The 23,916-nt window shown below is 41.0% G+C and carries 19 protein-coding genes, 1 tRNA gene and 1 riboswitch; of the genes, 13 read left to right on the top strand and 7 right to left on the bottom strand.

Going from position 1 to position 23,916, the window contains the following annotated elements; all coding sequences use genetic code 11:
* Positions 1-251: 251 nt before the first annotated feature.
* The 3 genes from QJ048_RS11985 (at position 252) to QJ048_RS11975 (ending at position 4,410) form a co-directional block, all read left to right on the top strand.
* Positions 252-2,768 carry a DNA gyrase/topoisomerase IV subunit A gene (locus QJ048_RS11985; protein WP_282334594.1) on the top strand — a complete coding sequence of 839 codons (2,517 nt, stop codon included), beginning with the start codon at positions 252-254 and terminating at the stop codon, positions 2,766-2,768.
* 193 nt (positions 2,769-2,961) lie between these two features.
* Positions 2,962-3,687, top strand: coding sequence for a hypothetical protein (locus tag QJ048_RS11980; protein WP_282334593.1), 726 nt, complete (start codon positions 2,962-2,964; stop codon positions 3,685-3,687).
* A 27-nt stretch (positions 3,688-3,714) separates the two neighbouring features.
* Positions 3,715-4,410, top strand: a complete 696-nt coding sequence (locus QJ048_RS11975) for a hypothetical protein (RefSeq protein WP_282334592.1) — start codon at positions 3,715-3,717, stop codon at positions 4,408-4,410.
* Between the two features lie 229 nt (positions 4,411-4,639).
* On the opposite strand, the gene QJ048_RS11970 is transcribed toward QJ048_RS11975, so the two are convergent.
* The gene (locus QJ048_RS11970) at positions 4,640-5,638 is read right to left on the bottom strand and encodes an acyl-CoA reductase (protein WP_282334591.1); all 999 of its coding nucleotides are present in this window, start codon (positions 5,636-5,638) and stop codon (positions 4,640-4,642) included.
* A gap of 60 nt (positions 5,639-5,698) precedes the next feature.
* On the opposite strand from QJ048_RS11970, the gene QJ048_RS11965 reads away from it, so the two are divergent.
* Entirely contained in the window at positions 5,699-6,049 is a 351-nt protein-coding gene (locus tag QJ048_RS11965; protein ID WP_282334590.1) for a 4Fe-4S dicluster domain-containing protein, read from the top strand.
* A gap of 408 nt (positions 6,050-6,457) precedes the next feature.
* A complete protein-coding gene (locus tag QJ048_RS11960; protein ID WP_282334589.1) occupies positions 6,458-6,883 on the top strand; it encodes a VOC family protein in 426 nt (141 codons plus the stop codon).
* 125 nt (positions 6,884-7,008) lie between these two features.
* Here QJ048_RS11960 and QJ048_RS11955 read toward each other — a convergent pair whose 3' ends face one another.
* From QJ048_RS11955 to QJ048_RS11940, 4 genes are all read right to left on the bottom strand, one after another.
* A complete protein-coding gene (locus QJ048_RS11955) occupies positions 7,009-7,509 on the bottom strand; it encodes a DUF1579 domain-containing protein (RefSeq protein WP_282334588.1) in 501 nt (166 codons plus the stop codon).
* 259 nt (positions 7,510-7,768) lie between these two features.
* The gene (locus QJ048_RS11950) at positions 7,769-8,386 is read right to left on the bottom strand and encodes a hypothetical protein (RefSeq protein ID WP_282334587.1); all 618 of its coding nucleotides are present in this window, start codon (positions 8,384-8,386) and stop codon (positions 7,769-7,771) included.
* Between the two features lie 27 nt (positions 8,387-8,413).
* On the bottom strand, positions 8,414-10,054 hold the full coding sequence (locus tag QJ048_RS11945; RefSeq protein ID WP_282334586.1) for a hypothetical protein: 1,641 nt from the start codon (positions 10,052-10,054) through the stop codon (positions 8,414-8,416).
* Positions 10,055-10,179: 125 nt separating this feature from the next.
* Complete coding sequence (locus QJ048_RS11940) at positions 10,180-13,212, bottom strand: tetratricopeptide repeat protein (protein ID WP_282334585.1); 3,033 nt, start codon at positions 13,210-13,212, stop codon at positions 10,180-10,182.
* Positions 13,213-13,546: 334 nt separating this feature from the next.
* Here QJ048_RS11940 and QJ048_RS11935 point away from each other — a divergent pair, with 334 nt between their 5' ends.
* Positions 13,547-13,954 carry a DoxX family protein gene (locus QJ048_RS11935; protein WP_282334584.1) on the top strand — a complete coding sequence of 136 codons (408 nt, stop codon included), beginning with the start codon at positions 13,547-13,549 and terminating at the stop codon, positions 13,952-13,954.
* A gap of 179 nt (positions 13,955-14,133) precedes the next feature.
* Entirely contained in the window at positions 14,134-14,547 is a 414-nt protein-coding gene (locus tag QJ048_RS11930) for an acyl-CoA thioesterase (protein ID WP_282334583.1), read from the top strand.
* Positions 14,548-14,680: 133 nt separating this feature from the next.
* Here QJ048_RS11930 and QJ048_RS11925 read toward each other — a convergent pair whose 3' ends face one another.
* Entirely contained in the window at positions 14,681-15,949 is a 1,269-nt protein-coding gene (locus QJ048_RS11925) for an aspartate kinase (protein WP_282334582.1), read from the bottom strand.
* A 326-nt stretch (positions 15,950-16,275) separates the two neighbouring features.
* Complete coding sequence (locus QJ048_RS11920) at positions 16,276-18,648, bottom strand: TonB-dependent receptor (RefSeq protein WP_282334581.1); 2,373 nt, start codon at positions 18,646-18,648, stop codon at positions 16,276-16,278.
* A gap of 72 nt (positions 18,649-18,720) precedes the next feature.
* A riboswitch (TPP riboswitch) is annotated at positions 18,721-18,828 on the bottom strand.
* Positions 18,829-18,972: 144 nt separating this feature from the next.
* On the opposite strand from QJ048_RS11920, the gene QJ048_RS11915 reads away from it, so the two are divergent.
* The 6 genes from QJ048_RS11915 to der all read left to right on the top strand — a co-directional run bounded on the left by QJ048_RS11915 (position 18,973) and on the right by der (position 23,744).
* On the top strand, positions 18,973-19,686 hold the full coding sequence (locus QJ048_RS11915) for a head GIN domain-containing protein (RefSeq protein WP_282334580.1): 714 nt from the start codon (positions 18,973-18,975) through the stop codon (positions 19,684-19,686).
* 87 nt (positions 19,687-19,773) lie between these two features.
* Positions 19,774-20,490, top strand: coding sequence for a head GIN domain-containing protein (locus QJ048_RS11910; protein WP_282334579.1), 717 nt, complete (start codon positions 19,774-19,776; stop codon positions 20,488-20,490).
* 207 nt (positions 20,491-20,697) lie between these two features.
* Positions 20,698-20,769 (top strand) — tRNA-Met (locus QJ048_RS11905).
* A 17-nt stretch (positions 20,770-20,786) separates the two neighbouring features.
* Positions 20,787-21,326: a hypothetical protein gene (locus tag QJ048_RS11900; protein ID WP_282334578.1), complete on the top strand. Its 540-nt coding sequence runs from the start codon at positions 20,787-20,789 to the stop codon at positions 21,324-21,326.
* Between the two features lie 92 nt (positions 21,327-21,418).
* Entirely contained in the window at positions 21,419-22,288 is an 870-nt protein-coding gene (gene era / locus QJ048_RS11895; protein WP_282334577.1) for a GTPase Era, read from the top strand.
* 139 nt (positions 22,289-22,427) lie between these two features.
* The gene (der, locus tag QJ048_RS11890; protein WP_282334576.1) at positions 22,428-23,744 is read left to right on the top strand and encodes a ribosome biogenesis GTPase Der; all 1,317 of its coding nucleotides are present in this window, start codon (positions 22,428-22,430) and stop codon (positions 23,742-23,744) included.
* Positions 23,745-23,916 lie beyond the last annotated feature (172 nt).

Below are 23,916 nucleotides of genomic sequence, written 5' to 3'. Positions count from 1 at the left end.
AATGCTCCGTTAGGAGCATTACGTTCGTAGCAAGACGAAGGCGTGGCAATTAAAATACCAGCTCCGTAGGAGCGACATGTTAATTTAACGTATCGCCCCTACGGGGCTGGAAATGGGATGTGGAACGTAATACTTTTGCTACGAACATTTGGCTCCGCTGGAGCCGTCGCTGAAAGAGGGCTTGAATAGCGATCAGGAATGTCATTTTGATATAGCAACTGCTCAATAGAGCACAATTTCTTGGAAAATTTATGAGCACAAAGAATAAATCAACGGAATTTTTAGACAACGAACATGGTGTACAGGGCCAGTATAAGACATGGTTCCTTGATTATGCGTCGTACGTAATTTTGGAGCGTGCTGTACCCGCCATCGAGGATGGTCTGAAGCCCGTGCAGCGTCGCATTTTACATGCCATGAAGGAAATGGACGATGGCCGTTTCAACAAGGTGGCGAACATAATTGGGCAGAGTATGCAATACCACCCGCATGGTGACGCCAGCATTGGTGATGCGTTGGTAAATATGGGTCAGAAGGACCTGTTAATTGAAACGCAGGGTAACTGGGGTGATATAAGAACCGGCGACGACGCTGCTGCGGCGCGTTACATTGAAGCACGTCTCAGCAAGTTTGCGCTGGATGTGGCATTCAACAACAAGACAACCGAATGGCAATTAAGTTATGACGGTCGTAAAAACGAGCCTGTAACATTGCCAATGAAGTTTCCATTGTTGTTGGCACAAGGTGCTGAAGGTATCGCGGTTGGTTTGGCCACAAAGATTCTTCCTCACAACTTTTGCGAACTGATAGATGCTTCTATAAAATACTTAAAGGGCAAGAAATTCGAGCTGTATCCAGACTTTCAGACTGGCGGCTCAATGGATGCATCCAACTATAATGACGGAAAGCGCGGAGGTAAAGTAAGGGTTCGTGTAACCATAGAAGAGTTTGATAAAAAAACATTGGTAATTCGTGATGTGCCGTATGGTGTGACCACTACACAGTTAAAAGATTCTATCATCAAAGCAAACGACCAGGGTAAGATCAAGATCAAAAAGGTAGAGGATCTTACTGCTGCTGATGTTGAATTGAAGATCGATCTTGCTCCGGGCATTTCTTCTGATATCACTATCGATGCATTGTACGCTTTCACGGACTGCGAAGTGAGCATTTCTCCAAATGCCTGCGTGATCGTTGACAAAAAGCCGATGTTCCTTACTGCTTCAGAACTTCTAAGGGCCTCAGCCGACAATACAAAAGAATTGTTGCGCCGTGAGCTTGAGATCAAACTGAATGAGCTACAGGAAAAATGGCATTACACTTCTTTGGAGAAAATCTTCTTCGAAGAAAAAATATATAAGGAGCTGGAGAAAAAGCACGAGACCTGGGAAAAGGTGTTGCAGGCAATTGATAAGGCCTTCGCTCCATTCAAGACGCAGTTACGTCGAGACATTACAAGAGAAGACATTGTAAAGCTGACTGAAAAACCCGTTCGTCGTATTTACAAACTAGATATCGATGAACTGAACGAACAAATCAAAGCATTGAATGCGGAGATCAAGCAAGTGAAGCATGACCTTGCAAACCTTGTGGATTTTGCTGTTGCATACTATGAAAATCTGTTGAAGAAGTACGGTAAAGGCAGAGAAAGAAAAACGGAGATCAAACCTTTCGAAGCAATTCAGGCAAACAAGGTTGCGATCGCGAATGCCAAAATATACATGAACCGTGCAGATGGATTCATTGGTACAAGCTTGAAGAAAGACGAGTTGATCGCGGATTGTTCTGATCTTGATGATATCATCGTTTTCACGAAAGCGGGCAAGATGAAAATTGTTCGTGTTGCGGATAAAACCTTTATCGGCAAAGACATTATTCATGCAGCTGTTTTCCAAAAGAATGATGAGCGCACCACTTACAATATGATCTACGTGGACGGTAAATCAGGGATCAGTTTTGCGAAGCGCTTTAATGTCACCGGTATTACCCGTGATAAAGAATACGATCTTACAAAAGGATCAGAAAAAAGCAAAGTGCAATATTTCACTGCCAATGCAAATGGCGAAGCTGAAATTGTAAAGGTTACATTGAGTCCTAACTGTAGTGCAAGAAATAAAGAGCTTGAGTTTTATTTTGAAGAGCTCGATATCAAAGCTCGCGGTACAATGGGTAACCAGGTTACGAAATATCCAATCAAATCTGTGAAGTTTAAAGAGGCTGGCCGCTCAACGCTCGCAACCCGTAAACTTTGGTACGATGATAAGTTTGGCAGATTGAGTGCGGATGAAAAGGGCGTTTATATCGGCGGATTCGATGCAGAAGATAAGATCCTTGTTGTATTTGCTGACGGCACCTACGAAATAACGGATCAAGAATTGACGCAAAGGTTCGACGTTGATAAAGTATTGCTGATTGAAAAATTCAATCCGAATAAGACATTAACAGCAATCTATTACGATGGCGACAAGGAACAATACAATGTAAAACGTTTCAAAATCGAAACTACTACACTAAAAAGCAAATTCCTGTTCATTAAAGAAGGCGAGGCCAATCAATTGGAATTGATCACTACGGACAATGATCCTGTGGTGCTGATTTACACTGGAAAGGGTGCCCAGACCAAAACCCAAAAAATCAAAATCGCCGATTTTGTTGAGGTGATGGGATGGAAGGCTGTAGGTAATAAACTGGCCGACTACTCAAAAAGTATCGAAATGGAGTGGGAGCCAAGGGCCAAAGAAGACAACGGAATGCCGGAATTATTCTAACTAACAATAAGGCTTCGAAAAGTTCAAGCGTTGCTGAGCCGATCGAAGCCTTTTTAATTTTTCACCTCAGTCCGTTTTTTATGCATCATCAGTCTTTTGAATTCTGAATTTTAACCTTTAACTTATGAATATCAACTGCGTTGTAATAAATCCTTAGAAATCTATTAACCATTTAATATTAAACCCTCTAAACATGAAAAAACTGTTAATCTTACTCATAGGAATTGCCCTCGCTGCAACCTCTTGTACAAAAGAAATGTCTAGTGAACCAGGATATTCAGGAACCACCGGAAATCCGGGAGGTTCGGGAAATCCCGGAGGCGGTAGTTCTACCGGCACAATAAACTTTCAGCCTTCTAAAAAGGATACTTATTTGAAAATGAAAGTCATGAGTGGAGTTGCAGGTGTTCCGGACAAAATTTCAACATTGGTATCAACTGGCCAGACAAGTACCACAGATGGGATTGATTTTGTGACCTGGAAAGAACAGGAGTCTGGAAGTACACAGGAATTTGGGTATAAAGATCATAATCTGTACACAAAAGTAAAGGCAGCGAGTCCGAATACAGGAGCAGTAGTTGATGTGAATTTTATCTATCTGAATGATACTGCATCTGTTGGATTTAAATGGACACGAACGGCCGGGGTCGGAGGTGGATTTACCGCAAACATGCCAGGCGAGATCGTTGAAAAAAATATTACGAAACAAATACAAGGAAAAACTTATACAAACGTTACTCACAGCAGAGTAAGTCTAAGTTATATAGTTCCCGGTTTTGGAGAATTGACACTCGCCATATATGAGTTCTACATTGCCAATAATATTGGTATTGTAAAAGTCGATTCACAGGTTCTCGATGGATTCGGAAATCAAACTGGTAGTGTAATCAGTGAATTGACGGAATATTCAATAAAATAAAAACATTACAACAAGCAAAGATTGACCATGAAGTCATACCCATACAGAAACATATTGATCATTTCAATCTTTGCTTTTTTATTTTCCGCCTGTAAAAAAGAATTGCATGGCGATCTTCCGCCGGACCCGCCGGTACCCGTGTATGGTACAGGTGACTATCAACCCGCGACCGAAGGAAGTTACTGGGTTTACAATTATGTAGACACAAAAGGAACAAAGGATCTTTATACATGGAAAGCAACTAAAGACACCACATCTTACGATTCACTTACTTACAGAGTATTTGTGAGTTATGCCAATTCCGCTGGGCTTTCCAATAATTATATCGCTGTAAACAGTAACAATTATTTCCTCCGTCAAAATGCCACTAACGGATCTTCAACCTCTCTTCCATTGACTATTTTATATCTCAACGACAAATATTATGATGATGATACGTGGGAGGCTGTTGCAGGAGAAGGCGATCTTTATACCGTAAAGATCAAAGGTGTTATCATTGCAAAGGATATTGCAATGAACGTTAATTCCCTTCAATTTCCTCATGTGATGCATAGCCAGGTTACGCTGTATTATGATATCCCGGGCATTGGTCAATACAAGATGGCGACTTATGACTACTATGTTGCACTAAAAGTGGGTATCATTAAGATAGAATGCACGCCAAGTATTTATTCAGATGAAGCAGGTTTTACACAAGCAATTATTAATTACTCGATAAAATAAGGAGATCAGGGAAAATTGAAAATGGTAGTGGCGAATCGCATTCTCCCTATCCTTTACAACAAGCCTTTTTAAATTCGTGTTTGATATATTGTTTTTGTATAGTCTTAAAATAAAAAAAGGTCATGTTCTAAATTGAAACATGACCTTTTGATTTTGGGACTGGGCGCTTTAACTTTGAGAACAAACACTCTCAACTCCCCACTTTCAACTTTCAATTCTCACCTCTCCACTAACTAAGCGACTTCAAAAATTCCATCGTATCCGCTCCATCCGCAAAATCCATTAGTGAAGGTTGTTGCGCCACTCCAAAAGGAGTGAAACCTTCACCTACAAGACATTGAATGTTTTTATCGTTTCTCAAAGACTTTATATCCTCTCTATTCTTATAAAAACCATAATTCAATTGACTGATCGGAGAGAACGGAGATCCATTTTCTACCAATAGCGTACTGCCATCGGTCATGTAGAATTTGTTGTTTAGAATCTGGAGCGACAACTGATAGTCATAATTATTTTTATACTTGTTGTGGTCTGCGAAATGACCATACTTTTTCATGGCAGTCAGCAAAGGCACAAAGTCATAATTTTCCGGAACCAATATTTGCGTAACGTTACGGCAACCAAGACCGAAATATAAATGAATATCGTCGCTGAGTTTTTCAAGCTCTTCAACAGTTTCATTACCCGTAAGTACGGCCACAGAAGTTCTGTTACGACGTATAATACTAGGGTATTTGGAAAAATAATAATCGAAATATCTTGCAGAGTTATTGCTGCCGGTTGCGATATATGCGTCGCAGTTTTTCAGAAGCTCGGCAAAAACTATAAGCGTTCTGCATTCTTCATCCCAAATGTATAATTGGTCCGCGAGGTGTTTTATCAACACATCATCTTTTGAAGATGTTTTAATAACGGCAATGTGACCGGTCAGAAAAACACATAAGAAATCATGGAATCCAACCAGCGGAATATTTCCCGCCATTACTACCCCTACTTTCTTAGGATTGGCATTTAATTCCGGTAATTGATAAGCTGTTGCGAAGGCTTCGAGTTTATCTTTTTGTAAAAAATTATTGACAATATTTTCGGTTGCTATTTCCAAAAATTCCGGCGTAAACCAGCCATTTTCGCGGGTTGCCCTACGTTGTGCCGCCTGCCAGTTCTCGTTTTCGCTGGTCATATATTCGCCTAAACGAACCAACAAATTAATTCGTTGTTGTAAGTTCATATTACATTCATAAATTTGTGCGCAAAGTTATAGTAAAACAGTACCTTAAAAATTACGAATATGGCAATTAAAATAACCGATGAATGTATCAACTGTGGCGCTTGTGAACCAGAATGTCCGAATAATGCGATTTATGAAGGCGGTGTAGAATGGGCAATGGCTGATGGTACAACAGTAAAAGGCGCTTACAAATTGATGGATGGTACATCTGTCGATGCTGATCAACGCAATGCTCCTGTTAGTGTTGATACATATTATATTGTTCCGAATAAATGTACAGAGTGCCAGGGTTTTCACGAAGAACCGCAGTGCGCAGCCGTTTGTCCGGTTGATTGTTGCGTACCTGATGAAATGTACAGAGAAACTGTGGAAGAATTAATGGAAAAAAAGGAAAAATTGCACGTGATGTAATTTTATTTTTCCGCAGAAAAGGAGCGCCGAGGCAGGAAAATGCCCAAGCTAATAACAAATATTTGTACTTGCAAGGATTAAAAATTTTAGCACTATTTTTTTCGGTATACCCATTTATTTGTTTACCTTTTCTGTATCAAATTTCTTTTACTGTAGCCTCAGTGCTACTTATATAGGCGGGTGATATTTCCCGCTAGGACAAGGGTGAAGGGTAAATGCCTTCACCTTTTTTTGTTCTGCGCACAAAAAATAATTTGGAAATGTGAAAATTTGAAAATGCTTTTAGGTCGATCTCCAAAAACGGTTTTCAAATTTTCCTGATTGTGGAAGAGGCATGAATAAATTTATTTCGGTGCTGCACCCCGCATTTTCAAATCTTCAAATTTTCAAATTTTCAAATTGTCTTCTATGCAACAACGTTTAAGCTTCTTAACTATCGGTGTGAATGACCTGGAGCAGATGAAAGATTTCTACATTGAAAAATTTGGCTGGACGCCGATGAAGGATAGCGATGGTATTGTATTCTTTAAATTAAATGGCTTTATTCTTAGCCTGTTTCCGGCAACTGAATTGGCCGAGGATATTAGTATACCGCAGGATGGTAGCGGGTTTAAACGCATTACCACCGCGATGAATTTCTCTTCAGAAAAAGAAGTGGATGAAGTTTTTGCGGAGTTGGAGCAAAAGGGTGTGCGCATTGTGAAACCACCTGCGAAGGTCTTCTGGGGTGGGTATAGCGGTTATGTAGCTGATATCGAAAACAACTACTGGGAGTTTGCATACAATCCATTTATGGCAATGGATGAAAACGGGAACGTGAGAGAACACCAATAATTTGAAGATATGGAAATTTGAAAATGCGCTAAGTCTGTCATTGGCTATTTTTATTCTTGCCATTTAGGTTGTAAATAAATTTATAGCGGCTGTTGCACAGTTGAATTTTCAAATTTTCAAATTTTTCAAATTGTCCGTCGGTAATCCGTCTGGGTCGCTAATTGCTCTTCTCCTTCCGGGGAAATGTTGTATGCAGTTATCCTGATATGATCATCATCCAGTATGTCGATAGAAGTGCGCCAGCCCCAGGTTTGAGGCTGTTCTTCCCAACCCTGGTAATGCCCTAACACGGAAAGAAAATCATCGTTCCTGGCGCCTTCGGAAAACATAATACCGGTACCCATGTGGAATGAATCGATCCATGCAGTTTGATACGTTCCTGAAGTAAGATGATAGCCAATGATAGCAAGCCCTTCCAGTTCTTTCCCTTCAAAACTGCCTTTATATTCGTGTAGCGCAAACATACCGCCCAATATCAATCTAATTGACCCAACAACCGGTGATTCATCATGCACGACTTCCGGGGCGAACCAAACTTTTGTAGTGCCCGTCCAGTTTCCGGCTAACTGACTTAATTCTTTGTGTGGTCCGATTTCAACCGAATCTTTAAATTTCAAATCTGACATATGTTGGTGTTTTAGCTTTAAAAATTTAAAAGTGACTCTGATTAATTTGAGGGTTTGAAAATTTGAAAATGCATTCTGGCTGATCTTTAAAAGTATTCTCAAATTTCCCAATTGCTGAGGAAAAAGGACGCGATCTGTTTCGTTGTTGCACTCAACATTTTCAAATTCTCATATTTTCAAATTGTTTGCACTATTACAAATAAAAGACCCGACAGGTTCTGCAACTTGTCGGGTCTTTATGTTAAGTTTTTTATGATGTTTATCGAACGAGATTATTGAGATAGCTAACCACTTTATTCGGGTCCCAGTTATTGATGTAAAAAATGTACGCCGCGGCACCTGCAATCAACAGCCCGGGAATAGCAAAAGCAAGCCACAAAAATCTGCGTTTCTTGCGACGTTTACCGTGAAGCAATTCATTCATCTCATGATTGGATACCTCGCGGTCGCCAACCCTGATCGCATGAGAAGCGTCCTGGCGGATCACTCTTTCCGCGACAATGTTTGGCAGCATCGAATAGTCAGTGGCGTAGGGCTTAAATATAATTTCGCCGTTTGATTCCATGCTAAATGTACCAATGCCGGGCCATTCGCTGCTTCCGTTGTTACGAATGTTTGCTCTGAGGTCGTATGCAAATTCATTGTACCATTTGATGGCTTCAAAATCTGCAATGTTTTTTTTGCTTGCCAGGTAAACAAAAAACTCTTTATCCGGTGCGTCAAAATATTTATCGAACCTGTATTTATACTGAGGAGGTAGTAATCTATGATTTACAAAGTCAGATACCGCCGGCACTGTATCCGCATACAAAGAGCCAAGCCCGGGAATACTAATACTTTTTTGTTGCGCCAGATAACTGTTGAGAATATTAATCATGGTAATTGTTTGCCGTCTGCAAACTTATTATTTCTGGTTAAAATTAAACACAATGCCTCCTAAAATATTAAATCCATATACTTTATACTGGTTCCAGCGTTCGTATTTATTATTGAAAATATTATTCATTTGTACCCATAGATTCAACTGACGGGTTATCTTAAACTCAAGTCCGGTGCTCATGTCAAATGCAGCTTTGCCAGTTTTCGTGCCCAGGGTTTTAGTGCGGTACTCCGGCGGTGCCCACGCAGCGATTCCTGCTGTCCAATAAAGGTCCTTCATTACCTGCCATCTCATGTCTGCATTGAATTCAACAGGCAACAAACCCCATGGAGAAGCTTGCCCCTTGATGCCACTATATTGGTTAATATCGAGGGCAGCGGTTGCATTGAACAGTTCCCCTTGGGAGTAGCCAATTTCCCCGTGAATATGAAATGCGTTCAAAGAAGAGGCGTACACAGTTTGAAATGTTTTGCCGTCTGCTGTATCGTTAACAAACAATGGCATGTTATGATAAGTGATCACACCAATTTTTGCATTGTATGTAAATGCCTTTCCTAAAAGTCCTTTGATGCCGCCATAAAACTCCTGCTTGCGGGTGTTCAGCAATGAATCCGGCTGAATGATCCACGGATTCATTGTAGTAAAGCGCTGATAGGAACCTTTATCATAACTTCCTACCCACCCTGCCTGTAAAGTAAATTTCTTGTCGTTGGTAGTAAGTTCAGCCATGAGGTCGGGCAAAAGGTGGAAATCTTTTCTATCCCATGAGGGCATTACGCCGCCATGCAGCCACAAATTGTCGCCTTTGTAAACAACAGCCGGTGATACATAATAAAGGTTGTTGTTGATCGTGGCTTTATCTGCTTTATGATATGAAGTGAAATTTGCGGTCACGCCTAAATTAACGGCAAACTGATCGGTAATCGATTTTTGAATAGGGACATCCAACACAGCATTTGTTTCGTTTGCATCACTGAGGCTGTTTTTTCCTTTAAAGTCGGTTATGCGCAGATTTGGATGGTAATTCACACCAAATTCGGTCGCACTAATATTCTGCAATCCAACCGATCCTTCGAAAGTTTGGAAACGTTGGCGAAGGTCTGTTTTATTGAATTTTAAAGTATCGGGTTTGTATCCGTAGAAATAATAATCCTCACCGGTAAATGCGAGTTTGCCATCCCATTGCATGTTTTTACCTGTTTTCAGAAAACCTTTCAGTCCCACATTTGCATAGCTGTTTTTCTGATTTTCCAGGTTGCCTTTTGAACTGTAGCCTTTGGCAAATATGTTTAACGAGGCAGTTTTCGCATCGCCAAAGCTAAAGCCTGCCTGCACATAAGGTAAATGTACATTACCCAGGCCAACTTTAATGAAATTGCTGTTTTGCCAATCGATGGTTTGCACCGGAAGTGCTACCGGACTCAATGCGCCGGACTGATAGTTCATCGTCACGGGCTGCTGGGGAATATTGTAAGTCAGTTTTGGCTTCGAAGAATCTGTTGCTGGTGGAACGGCCGTGAAATTGATCTTTGCCGCATCTCTCAAAACCGGTTTAAAGGTAGAGGTGATGTCAACTGTTTTTTTCTTCCCGTTATCCTGCGCCAACATTGCTTTACTCAGCGTAACCAGACTTAGGGAGGCAATTATATATTTTGAACAATTCATGTTGTGCTAGTTTATTTATTATAAATAACTCGAACTATCAATTAAGAATTAGGAATTGGGAATGAATGCTACATGCGAAAAATTCTTAATTCTTAATTCTTAATTCCTAATTCTTAATTGGAAAATCAACCTTTCAGCTTACTGTTTTGCTTCTCTTCGTCAGTAGCTGCTGTCAGCTTTTGCTGCGCCTGTTCTTTCAGCTCAGGATTGCTCGAATTGTCTATTACACTTTGATAAGTCGCTTTCGCGTTGAAATAATCTTTCTCAGAGTAATAAATATCGCCCAGCAAAATGTATGATTTTGTAACCCACAATTCGTAAGAACCGGATTTGTTGATCACTTCAAATGCTGCTTTTTCGCTTTCCTTCAGTTTGTTTTGTTTAACCAACATACTAGCGATTTCATAACGAGCCTCTGCTGCATATTCACCCTTGTTAAGTGCAATGGCATTTTTGTAGTAGGAGATAGCCAGATCAAAATCATTGTTGCCTTGTGCAGATTTTGCAAGCACCATGTTGGATAACACTTTGTCATCCGAACTGCTAGATTTTTGTGCAACAAGATCTTTTGCATTGGTAACTGCTTCGCTCCATTTTTTCAACTGGTACTGGCTTCGCAAAAGTCCACGCATAGCTTCCAGTTTGTTTTCCTGCGTTGTTGCAAAATCTTTTAGTTTGGAAAAATACTGCTCCGCTTTTTCGTAGTTTTTCACATCAAAAAAGTTAATGCGTGCCGCCTGTACAAGCGATTTTTCACCAAACTTATTTGGAACCCTGTCAGATACTGCCTCGTAGCCTTTCACCGCATTCGCGTAATCTTTCTTGTTGTTATAAATTTCACTGCGATAGTAGTAGGCTTCAATTGCATAATGACCATCCGGGAAACGGGAAAGATAACTGTCAAATTTGTTCAAAGCACCATTAAAGTTGCCATTGCTGAATTGTATTTCTGCTTCCGCGTAAGCAAGCGAATCTTCCTGGTTCACAGAAATGTTTCTGCCCATCGATTTCGCGAATGCCACATAATCAGATGTTTTTCCTTCTTCAACATAAACAGATTTTGCGTTGTCTAACGCTTCATCCGCTTCCGGAGAATTTGGATATTGTTTAAGGATGGCATTGTATTGATTCAATGCTTCCTGGTTGTTGTCGATGTTATAGTAAGCGATGCCAAGTTTCAACAAAGCCTTTGGTTTTAAAGCTTCGTTGTCCGTGTTGGAAGTAGCGACTTTTTTAAGGAAAGGAATAGCGTCAGAGAATTTTTCGTCGGCCATATAAGTGCTTGCAATCTCCATGTTGGCGTCTGGTGCAAGCGAAGAATTTTTATAGATACGTTCAATGCTCTGCAATAATTTGATCTTGTCCATGCTGCTGTTAACGCCCGCTACCATTGCTTTTTGGAACGTCGCGTAATCGCTTGAAGGCCATGAATAATTGATCGCCTGATCGTACATGCCAATTGCTTTCTTATAGTCTTTTGCCATGTAGTAACAATCCGCTTCGCGTATGAAGGCATCCTGCTCAACCGGCGTGCTGTTGATGCGCGGTGTTTTTACAACCTGGTCAAAATAAGAAAGTGCTTGTTTATAGTTTTCCTTTTTGAAATAGCAATAACCAAGATCGTAATTCGCACTTACCGGTTTCACGTCGCCACTTGTCACCGGTGTTTTCAGATAATCGTTGTAATAACGTATCGCGTCATCTGTTTTATCCAGCCTGAAAGAAATTTCACCTTTCCAAAAGTTTACCAAAGGCAATACCGATTCGTTGAACTTCGCTCTCAAAGCCTTGTCCAATAAGTCATTCGCGGCTATCAGCATACCATCATTCACAAACTCCATTGCACGGCCATACAACACACGGGGATAGAGGCGCTGTACTGTTTCAGAAGGCGTTTTGATGCTTTCCAGCAAAGTAAGTGCATCTTTAAAGTTGTTGGTGTTCGCCATTAAAGCAACCATCAATTCTCTCGCCTCATTGATGTAAGAAGAGTTCGGATACTGTTGAATAAAACTTGCCAGTTCGCTTTGAGCCACATCCTGGTAACCTAATTCGTATGAAAGTTTGCCGTAGTTGAATTGGGAAATTTCCTTTTGCTTTTCATTGCTGCTATTGTTGGAGCAGAACAGGAAAGCATTGCGGGCATTGGCTTTTTGATTTGTTTTCAAATAAGCATCGCCTAGCAAATACATTGCGTTTTGCGCCAGCGAATCTTCTTTTCCACCCAATTGTTTAAACCCATCTATCGCTTTTGAGTAAGTACCGGCATTGTAGTAGCAATAGGATAGTTCATACAGATCCCGGCGGCTCACTTGTTTTGATTTGCTTACAAAAGCTTCCAGGTAAGGCAGTGCTTTAGCAAATTCACCCTTCTCAAAATACGCGTGGCCGATCAATTGCTTGAACTCGGCATCATAATACTGGTCGCCTTTTTTCAGTTTTGCTTCCGCGTATGAAAGTGCCTGGTCTTTTTGGCCGGTATTGTAATAGATGGTTGCGATGTAATAAGGCACGACTTTTTTGTAATTCGGTGCGTCCTCCACTTTTTTGAAACCATCCAATGATTCTTTGTATTTGCCTTCGTTGAAAAGAATGAAACTATAATAGTAGTTCGCGTCTAAATAGTTGGGATCTTTTGGCATTTGCCTGATGGCATCAAATAATGGTTTTGCCTCATCAAATTTTTGCAGGTTAAACAACGAATAAGCCTTGTGAAATTTCATATCGGCAATTTCACGGTTGCTTAATGCGTCGATGCTCGCCATGTTGTAATATGTCACCGCATCGGCATAATTTTTTTGGCGGAAAAAATATTCTGCCAAATGATAGGCCATCATTTCTCCACGCGTCGTATTGTTGTTGGCGGCAATGTAGGATTTTGCCATGTCAGAGGACATCGGCTCATCTTGTTTGAGCCCGCAAACAATTGCGTAATACTTTACCTCAAGATATTCCAGCGCCTTATCGGTGCGGTCCGGATGCGTAAGCTTTACGTCTAATTCTTTAAAGATCGGATAAGCCAAACTGTAATATTCCTTTTGGAAATATTCCTTTGCTTCTTTAAAAGCAATCTGCGGATCGTTAATGGCTTTTGTTTGCTGCGCCGTGGCACTTATAGCTATAAATGCTGAAAATGCTGTACAGATATATCTTTTCATGAATTATGGCTTGTTAAAATAGTAACGCGGTAAAGTTTCAAAATATTTTCCCTATGACCAAACATCGTTCCAAACAGGTGTGGATAAGTAGGAGTATTAACATTTTCTTGGGGGAAAGAAGGAAATTTAGTTATGAATTGGGAGCGATGAATGATAGATAAAGGCTAGCCGCATGAAAATTCAAAAGTAAAAAGTCAAAACCTTGAACCCGATACTGAGGATTCTTAGAAATTCGGCGACCGTTTTGATTTTTGAATTTTTACTTTTGAATTTTGATTTTCGCATTGAACAACATATCCACATATCCATTATTTTTGGCAAAATTCAATTCTTCATGAAAAGATTGTTGTCAATTACTTGTGCTGACTGGGCTTTTAACCTTGGAACTTTTTTACTGAGAATAGGAGCAGGCGCTTTATTGATGCCACACGGTTATGACAAACTGGTTCACTTCGCAGGCAAAAAAAATACTTTCATGAATTTTATGGGCATAGGCAGTCCCGCCAGTTTGTGTCTTGTTATTTTCGCAGAATTTTTCTGTTCGTTGTTTGTAGTAGTGGGGTTGTTTACCCGCATCTTCGCCATTCCACCTGCGATCGCGTTAGGTGTTGCACTCGTTAAGGCACATCACGGTGACGTATTTGGCGCCGGTGCAAACGCCGCATTATTCTTAACCTGTTTTCTTGCCATTCTTTTAATGGGACCGGGCAAAGCAAGTGTTGATGGGATGATTGGGAAGTAATTAAAATTGAAAGTTGAAAGTTGAAAATATAGGGGCGAATTGCATTCGCCCTGCTTCTTTGCATTGTTACTCATTTCGCCAATCCACTCGGTAGCTGCAACCGTTAATTATTCTTTATTAATTATTAATTACCTTGGCGCCTTCTAATTTCTAGTTCCTAATTTCTAATTCCTGACAAAATGTATTCCAGCGAAACACAAATACGCGTTCGTTACGCAGAGACAGATCAAATGGGCGTCGTGTATTATGGCAACTATGCTCAATATTATGAAGTGGGCAGGGTAGAAGCCATCCGCCAATTGGGTTTTGCTTATGCGGAACTGGAAAGAACAGGCGTGATCATGCCCGTAGTGGAAATGCATTGTAAGTATCTCAGACCTGCACTGTATGATAATCTGTTAACGGTAAAAACTATTCTAAAAGAGCTGCCGCTCCATCATAAAATTGAATTTCACCAGGAAGTGTATAATGAGCAGGGCAACCTGTTAAACACAGGAAAAGTAGTGTTGTATTTCCTCGAAGCCAAGACCATGCAGCGCACTGTTATGCCAGCAGCCATGAAAGAAAGATTGGCAGAATTCTTTCCGGCATAATTTGAAAATTTGCTAATTTGAAAATGCTTTAGGTGAATCATTCCGCATTTATATTATTAGCCTTATGGGCTGCCAATACTAAATAACGACTGATACACTGAACGAATTTTCAAATTTTCAAATCTTCAAATTCTCAAATTGCTGCCACCAGCGCCTGCACTGTGTCCACCGTCTGCTGCTTAATCAACAATTTCTTATCGGCAATCAGTTCGTCGAGAATGCCGTTGTTGTAATGGCGAACCGTTAGCAACGTCAAATCTTTTTGCAATTGCACATCAAACATTTCGGAAGCGGCAGCAGCGATCTTTTCAATCTTCTCTGGTTTGTTATCTACACAGCAAACAAAACTAATTGCCGCATTTTGAGTGAGGTTTGGACGCATGTTTTGCGCTTCCAGCAGCTGATACAATTTGCCCACCGCATGTTCGCCTACAAAAGAATAATCTTTAGAATTCAATTGCAGCAACACCTGGTTTGTTTTGATCACAATGATAGGGGGCAAGTTGTTTACTTTGCTGTTGTGAATGATCGTTCCCGGTAAATCTTTATTTAAAAAACATTTTACCAATAAAGGAATGTTCTTGTTCTGCAGCGGTTTGATGGTTTTAGGGTGAATGACCTGTGCGCCGTAGTAAGCCATCTCGATCACTTCTTTATAGTTCAGCTCGTTGATCAGTTGTGCAGCAGGAAATAATTTGGGATCGGCATTCATCACCCCTTCCACATCTTTCCAGATTGTTTGGCTTTCTGCATTCAGCATGTTGGCGAAAATAGCAGCGGTGTAGTCACTTCCTTCGCGACCAAGTGTCGTGCTTTCGTTATCGGCAGTAGCGCCAATAAAACCTTGTGTGATGACAAAGTTGGTTTCGTCAAACAATGGCAATACCTGCTCATTCACTTGCTGTTCAGTAAATGCCCAATCAATATTGGCATCACGGAAATTATTATCGGTCCTGAAAATATCACGCACATCGATCCATGTATTGGAGATTTGCTGGTCATTCAAATACAAACTAATGATCGCTGTAGAAAGTAATTCACCGGTACAGACTATCTGATCATAATAGTAGTCAAACTCCCGAACCGGTCTGTCGTGTAACAGCCATTCAACTTCCGTGAAAATATCCAGCAACCGGTCGTTTGCTCTCTGCACATTTTGTTGCAGGAGTTGCTTCGCTGTTTCCAGATGTTCATTTTTAATTGCAGTGAAAAGTTCGAGCGCCTTTTCTTTTTCGCCCTCAAAGAAAGCTTCCGCCACCTTCTCCAATGCATTGGTGGTTTTGCCGATGGCAGAAATGACAATCAATATTTTTTCACTTGAAAAGCTGCGAAGAATAGAGGCTACATTTTGAATACGTTCAATGCTGTTAACGCTGGCCCCGCCAAATTTGAAAACTTTCATGCGTGCGAAGGTAAAATTTATTGGCACACAGATAAGATTTCACGCAAAGGCGCAAAGGAATATTTTTTCATGCAAGAAAACTGTTTTTTTTCACGCAGCGAACGCTGCGAAAAAGCGACGCAAAGAGTTCTCGAAGGTCGACGTTTCAACGTAAGTTTTTTAAAAGATCTATATTCCAGACTCTTTAACCCATCAACAAACTCCAAACGATAACCTCCCCTGCATCGCCCGCTTTGTTGCGTTCGCTGCGTGAAACCCTTTGCGTTCTTTGTTTTTCCTTTGCGCCTTTGCGTGAAATCTCCAAGCGTCATCTGTGTGCCGTCTCTCTACAACTTCACGTTCACGCCTACCATAAAATTCGTTCCGGCATTCGGGAAGTAATAATTGTCGTTTTGGATGGAGCCATTTAGCATGGTTGCATATGCTGCGCCGTTTGTTTCAAAACGTTTGTTGAACACATTATTCACCTGGCCGATGATGTTCCACTCGCTGAACAGTAAATGCTTGATGGTAAATGTCGCCATCACATTTTGCGAATAATAATCGCTCAGCTTTCTTGTTTCATCCTGGGTATTATCAAGATATTGCTTGCCCACAAATTTCGCCGGCAAACTGATCACCAGGAATTTTGCCGGAATAAAGTTGATCGTTCCGCCAGCAATGATTGAAGGAGAGAAGGATATATCAGTGTTTTTATATTCTTTCGGAATTTGCTTTACCCACTCTCCGCTATTATCGTAATCGTCAAAATACGCATTGAATGATTTGATCTTGTTTTTGCTGAAAGCCAGGTTGGCATGGATGTTCATCCAGTTGTTCACGACCACGCTTCCCTGCAGTTCAATGCCTGCGCGGTAGCTGTTAGGCACATTCACACGAACGTAAGCTCCAACATCATTCATTTGTCCGGTTAAAACCAGTTGATCTTTGTAGTTCATGTAATACAAAGTTGCCCCATATGAAAACCATGAGCTCTTTTTTTCCATACCCAACTCAAAGTCCTGCAGTTGCTCACGCTTTGGTTGTTGTGAAGGATTTGCCTGGAAGTCGTCGCGGTTTGGTTCTTTACCTGCCATTGCAAAACTGAAATATGCATTGTAACTATTACGATTGTAGCTTATACCTGCTTTAGGATTGAAGAAGTCAAACTGACGGGAGATCGTCATTTCAGGGAAATCTTCAAAGCCCTCCATTCTGTGATAAACATGACGGTATTGCATGTCGCCAAATAGGTTCCAGTTCGTGCTCAATTGATGCAGCCATTTCACATAAACATTCTGATCTCTTTTTACCGCAGGATAATTGTAATAACGGTAATCTTTCGGGATGCCTACTTGCGCCCAAATCACGTCACCATAATGCTTTCCATCATATTCTGACCAGCCGCCGCCTATTGTTACTTCGTCTTTGGCAGACTTATGTTGAAAGCTCAAAACCTGTCCGTAGAAATAGTTATCGAGCCATCGCTGACGAACCAAATCGGTTTGTGTAACCGGAGCGCCGTTGATGGTTGTATCCGATAAACCATAGTTTTCAAAAGGTTGTTGTGCTTTGTATTCTTCATAATAACCTTTACCGCGAGTCAGGAAAGACGCCACGTTGAACGACCAGGTTTTTGATAACTCCTGGTTTACGAACAACTGATAATGGTCCTGCCAGTAATTGTCAGTTTGATTATTGTACGGATCACCGGGCTTTTCTGTACCGCAAGAGTTGTACGTACGATCTGTGTACAGCAGGGCTTCCGGCACACCGTTCCATGCCTGGTAAGTTTTTTCCTTTCCTTTTATCAAATTAAAACGAACAGATGTTTTGTTGTTAATATAAGCACCTGACAAGTACAATGATTGTAAATCGCTGCTTGCACGATCGATATAACCATCGCTTGTTATGCGGCTCAATCGTGCATCGACAGTGAAATGGTCATTGATCAAACCAGATCCTGCTTTCACCGTATTTTTCCATGTATTGAAAGACCCGAAACTGTTATTGATTTCGCCATACGCCTTGTCATTAAATTCGTTGGTGCTCAAATTGATCGTTGCACCAAACGCCCCCGAACCGTTTGTAGACGTTCCAACACCGCGTTGTACCTGAACAGAATTCAGCGAAGAGGCAAAATCAGGAAGATCCACAAAATAAGATCCCTGGCTTTCAGCGTCATTATAAGGAATGCCGTTCAATGTAACGTTGATGCGGGTTCCATCTGTTCCGCGAATGTGGATGCCTGTGTAGCCAACGCCATTTCCGGCATCTGAATTCACCACCACAGAAGGCGATTGGTTCAGGAGAAATGGCAGGTCCTGGCCGAGATTATTTTTCTCTATTTCCTTCTTACTGATATTTGTTTTGGTAAACGGAGATTTCTCGGAAGCTCGTACAGCCTTGATTTCTACTTCTTGTAGAAACAAATCCTGACGCTGCAGTTTTATTTCTGCGACAGTGGAAGAAGGCGATAATTTTTCTTCCAGTTTTTTAAACCCTACATTGGTAATATTTACAGTGTACGTTCCTTTTTTAACGGCCATGTAAAACAAACCGCTTTCATTGGTAGTAGTAATTCCGGCGCCTTCTACATCAATAGTGGCACCATTTACCGGAGATCCAGTAGCAGCATCTGTTACTTTGCCCTTGATTGTTTGGGCAAAAGTGAAAATTGATAACAAGATGAAGCAAATCCCCAAAATCAATTTTTTCATGCGAAATGCATTTGAGGTTAATAAAAATTGTTTTTGATGGAAATGCTGCGTAAGCGAATGCGGATAGAAACAACGAAGTTTTGGCCACCTTCCCTGCGCAGGCATTACCCTGATCAGGTTCTACGGGTATTATCTCAGCCATTTTGCATTTGCAAAAATTAGGCACCCCGGGAACTGAATTTTACAAGTCGATTACAAAAATGTGCCGGGCCCGGATCACGTCGTTATAATTGATTGTAAATAATACCGCAAAATTAATGGATAAAAAATGGAAAAACCTGTAACTTTTTTTCCGCAGGGCCGTCACACCTTAAAATAACTGTTATGCAAAAAATGCTCTTGTCCTTGCTGGGCCTCGCATTTGCCATGGTTGCCATAGCGCAGAATAAAGTTGTGAAAGACAACAACGCAGAAGTGAGAACCGTGGGAAAATTCAACGCCATTGATGTATCGGGAGGCATTCAACTCATGCTTTCCCAGGGAACCCAACAAGTGGTAGCCAGCGCAGCCACAGTAGAAGATCGTAACAATCTTATTACTGAAGTTCATGACGGTGTTTTGAAGATTTCTTTCGATTACAGTTTATATCCCAGAGGCACCAAGGGTAAGCAATTGAAAGTATATGTAGCCGTTCCGGAACTCGCTGCATTAGAAGGTTCTTCGGGTGTGCAGATCACGGTTGACGGCAGTCTTAGCTCCGGCCAAATGGTATTGAGTCTTAGTTCAGGGAGCAGTTTTAAAGGAACGATGAAAAGCAGTAAAATGGTGGTGCACCAAAATAGCGGATCACAGGTATCTCTTTCAGGAAGCGGGGACGAACTGGTAATAAAAACCAGCAGCGGCGCAGTGTTTAAAGGATATGACTTTGTAGCAAAAAATTGTACAGCCGATGTAGCCAGTGGCGGCATTATCGAAACAAATGTAAGCACGGGCCTCGTAGCCGAAGCATCGAGTGGCGGAAGTATTCGTTACAAAGGAACAGGCAATATTGTGAAGATCTCTACTGGAAGTGGCGGAAGCATTAATAAGTCTAATTAATTGAAAATTGAAAATGGGGTTGCCCCTCTGAATGTAGCACCCAACATCTCAAAACTTAAAACTTAAAACTCATAACTTACAACTCAAATGAGAAAAGCTATTTTTTTAATCCTAGTTACCATAGGTGCGTTAGTTGCAAGAGGCCAGGAAAAGGTAATAAACGACCCGAACGCGGTGTCTCGAACTGTTGGCACTTTTACAGAAATTGAGGTGTCCAGCGCTATTGATTTATATATAAGTCAGTCCGATAAAGAAGGATTGGCTGTAAGTGCCAAAGATGTGGAGGATCGCGACCATATTCGCACGGAGGTTTCCGGTCATACGCTTAAAATATCTTACGATCAGGGACACAAATGGAACAGGGGAGATAAAAAATTACGTGTGTATATTGCCGTTAAAACACTTACGTTGATCAAATCTTCCGGAGCCAGCGATGTATATATAAGTGGAAAATTGACCGGTGACTTGCTTGAGTTGTCAATGAATGGAGCCAGCGATTTTAAAGGTGAAGTGGAAGTAAAAAGATTGGTTGTTGGCTTGAGTGGCGCGAGTGACACAAATATAAAAGGCAGTGCAGAAGTGCTCGAAATTTCTGCGAGCGGTGCAAGCGATTTTAAGGGATATGATCTCCTGACAGAAAGGTGTTCTTTGAATGCTTCAGGCGCATCCAAAATAAAGATCACTGTAAATAAAGAACTGGATGCAAAACTGAGCGGAGCCAGCGACATATATTATAAAGGAACGGGCCTGGTTAAAAACATTCAATCCAGTGGAGCGAGCAGCATTGTGAAGAAGGATAAGTAAAGTGCTGGAGGCCTAATGCCTAATGCACTGACTCCGCATTGGGCATTAGGCGTTCACCATTGAGCGTTCTCCCAAAAAAACTTTGAAAATTTTTAAAAAATATTTGGTAGTCAATTTCTTATCCCTATCTTTGCACTCCAATCGAAACAAACGGTACAGCGATAACCGCGATTGGGACGAAACTTGAACATTTTAAACATATTATATCGCGAAGTAGAGCAGCGGTAGCTCGTCGGGCTCATAACCCGAAGGTCGGAGGTTCGAACCCTCCCTTCGCAACACAAAAAGAGGCTCGTATGAGCCTTTTTTCATTTGAGGATTTTGATAAGCTAATCTTCTTTATGAATTGTTTGGAAATAGTAAAGGATATATTTGAAATTATTGGAACGATTGCAACAGTATCGATAGCAATTCTTGTCTACTTTGCTCAAAAACAAAGAGATTCCTTTGATAAAAATTTGCAAAAGCCAGTTCTTGATTTTATTAGAGTAAAGAATAAGAATTGGGTACTTATGAATATTGGCAAAGGGCCAGCATTGTTTGTAAGATTCATAGAAAAAGACCCAAGTGGTACTTGGCGAACTCCAATAATTGGTTATTCCATCCCTTCAGAAATGGTGTTAGATATTAGTCAGGAAACTAGTACTGCTCAAGCATTAGCTGCAGTCTATAAAGATTTGGCAGGCAAAAACTATATGGTCTATTGTGTGGATGATACATGCAAGGTAATTGAGGAAGCCAATTGGAATAGCGAACAACGTGAACTCAATAGAAGGATTCATGATAATCCAAGAAGTAGTCAAAATCTTTTACTCATGAACTATGAGATGAGTTGATTTTTGACCTGAATGGTTATGGGTAGTCTATTTAACGGAATTTCTTTGCGATCTTTGCGCCACTTAGCGTCTTTGCGTGAAATAAAAAAGTCATGAAAACCGGTTTTGTAAACATATTTGGAAAGCCCAACGCGGGAAAGAGCACTTTGCTCAATGCTTTTATGGATGAAAAGCTGGCCATCGTTTCACCGAAGGTGCAAACGACACGCCATCGCATCAAAGGCATTCTGACCGAAAAAGATTACCAGATCATTTTCTCCGATACGCCCGGTATCATCGAACCGAAGTACAAGCTGCATGAAAAAATGATGCAGTCTGTAAAAGGTGCTTTGGAAGATGCGGATCTGGCCCTGCTGCTCGTCGATTTGTACGAAGATCTCGCAGAATGTGACGCTATTTTCTCCAGTTTAAAACTAAAAGTGCCCGCACTTGTTGTCATCAACAAAATAGAAGGCGCAAAAGGTACAAAGCTGGAAGACGCGGTAAACTTTTTTAAAGAGAAAAGCTACGCAAAAAAAGTAGTGGCAGTTTCTGCTCTAAAAAAAATAGGCATCGATGAATTGCTGAAAGAAATCCTTTCATTTTTGCCGGAAGGCGAACCTTTCTTCGAAGGCGATGAGTTGAGTGATCTGTCGACACGTTTTTTTGTGGGAGAGTTGATCCGTGAACAGATCTATCAACTGTACCAGGATGAAATTCCTTACCACACCACTGTTTTAGTGCAGGAGTTTAAAGAAAAACAGACCTTAATAAAAATTACAGCAGATATTATTGTGCAGCGCGATACCCAAAAGGGCATTCTTCTTGGCGAAAAAGGCAGCATGATCAAAAAGTTGGGTACACAGGCAAGAGGCGAAATTGAAAAGTTTGTCGGCAACAAAGTGTTCCTCGAACTGTTTGTAAAGGTGCGTCCGAAGTGGAGAGATAATGAGACGTTCTTGAAGGAATACGGATATAAATAATTAAGAATTAAAAATTAAGAATTAAGAATTGTTTAAGTGCATTATTCTTAATTGAAATAGAGTTTCAGGAATGACAGAATATCATCAGAAGAATCATGACAATCTTAAAAATCTGCGTTCCAAAATAAAATAAAGAATCATGGCAGGATTTACAGTGGCAATAGTAGGAAGGCCCAATGTGGGAAAAAGTACGTTCTTCAACCGTTTGTTGGAGCAGCGTAAAGCTATTGTTGATGATGTTAGCGGTGTAACACGCGACCGTCAGTATGGAGTGGCGGAATGGGCCGGAAAGTCATTCAACGTAATTGATACAGGAGGATTTGTGCCTCAGAGTGAAGACGTTTTTGAAAGAGAAATAAAAAAGCAGGTGTTAATCGCGTTGGAAGAAGCGAACGCCGTCATCTTTATGACGGATACCGTTACTGGTATCACCGATCTGGATGATGCAATGGCAGACCTTTTGCGCCGTTCTCCCAAACCAGTTTTCCTTGCAGTAAACAAAGTGGACAACCACGAAAGATATTTGGAAGCCTCTGAGTTTTACGGCCTGGGGCTCGAAAATACATTCTTCATTTCCGCTATGAGCGGTAGTGGGTCGGGTGAATTGCTCGATGCAGTTAGTGCTCTTATCACAGATGATCATCTGCAGGCAATGGAGGATGAAAAACCGCTTCCAAAATTTGCGATCATTGGTCAGCCCAACGTTGGTAAATCTTCTTTGCTGAATGCATTGGTGGGAGAGGAAAGAACCATTGTAAGCGACATCGCGGGTACTACGCGTGACACTATTCACACGCACTATAACCTTTTCGAGAAAGAATTCGTTTTGATCGATACGGCAGGTATCCGTCGTAAAAATAAAGTGAGTGAGGACCTGGAATTTTACTCTGTTATCCGCGCCATCAAAGCAATGGACGAAGCAGATGTTTGTTTGCTGCTGATCGACGCGAAACAAGGTATCACGGCGCAGGACCTGAATATCTTCGGTCTTGCTGCAAAAAAAGGAAAGGGTATTGTTTTCTTGGTAAACAAATGGGATCTGATGGAAAAAGAAACCAATACTGCCCGTGATTACGAGAAACAACTGAAGCTAAAAATTGCGCCGTTTACTGACGTACCTATTATTTTCATCTCAGTAAAAGATAAAACAAGAATTTTCAAAGCCATCGAAATGGGGTTGGAAGTGTTTGAAAACAAGCAACGCAAAATCCCAACTTCACAGTTGAATGAAGCGATGCAAAATGCAATGAAAGCATACCACGCGCCGGTTGTACGCGGTCACGCAGTTTCGATCAAGTACGTAACGCAATTGCCGACAAACGTTCCATCATTCGCATTCTTCACGAACTATCCGGATGATATCAAAACTCCATACAAGAATTACCTTGAAAACAAGTTGAGAGAAGATTTCAACTTTAAGGGAGTTCCGATAAGGATTTTCTTCAGGAAGAAATAAGAGACTTTGCTATAGTTATTTGAGACGCCTTACGGCGTCTTTTTTTTGCCACAGAGGCACAAAGGGCACTGAGTTTAAATTCGAGTCAAAAGTCAAAATGTTCGACAATCTAAAAGCTCTATTACTATCAGACATTTTTTGATTTTTTCTTATTCCTCTGTGTTCTCTGTGC

Source organism: Pinibacter soli (genome assembly GCF_029961145.1).
In the GTDB taxonomy this organism is placed as follows: Bacteria; Bacteroidota; Bacteroidia; order Chitinophagales; family Chitinophagaceae; genus Pinibacter; species Pinibacter soli.
Note: the sequence above shows the minus strand (reverse complement) of the source record. Positions and strands in the feature narration are given on the sequence as shown.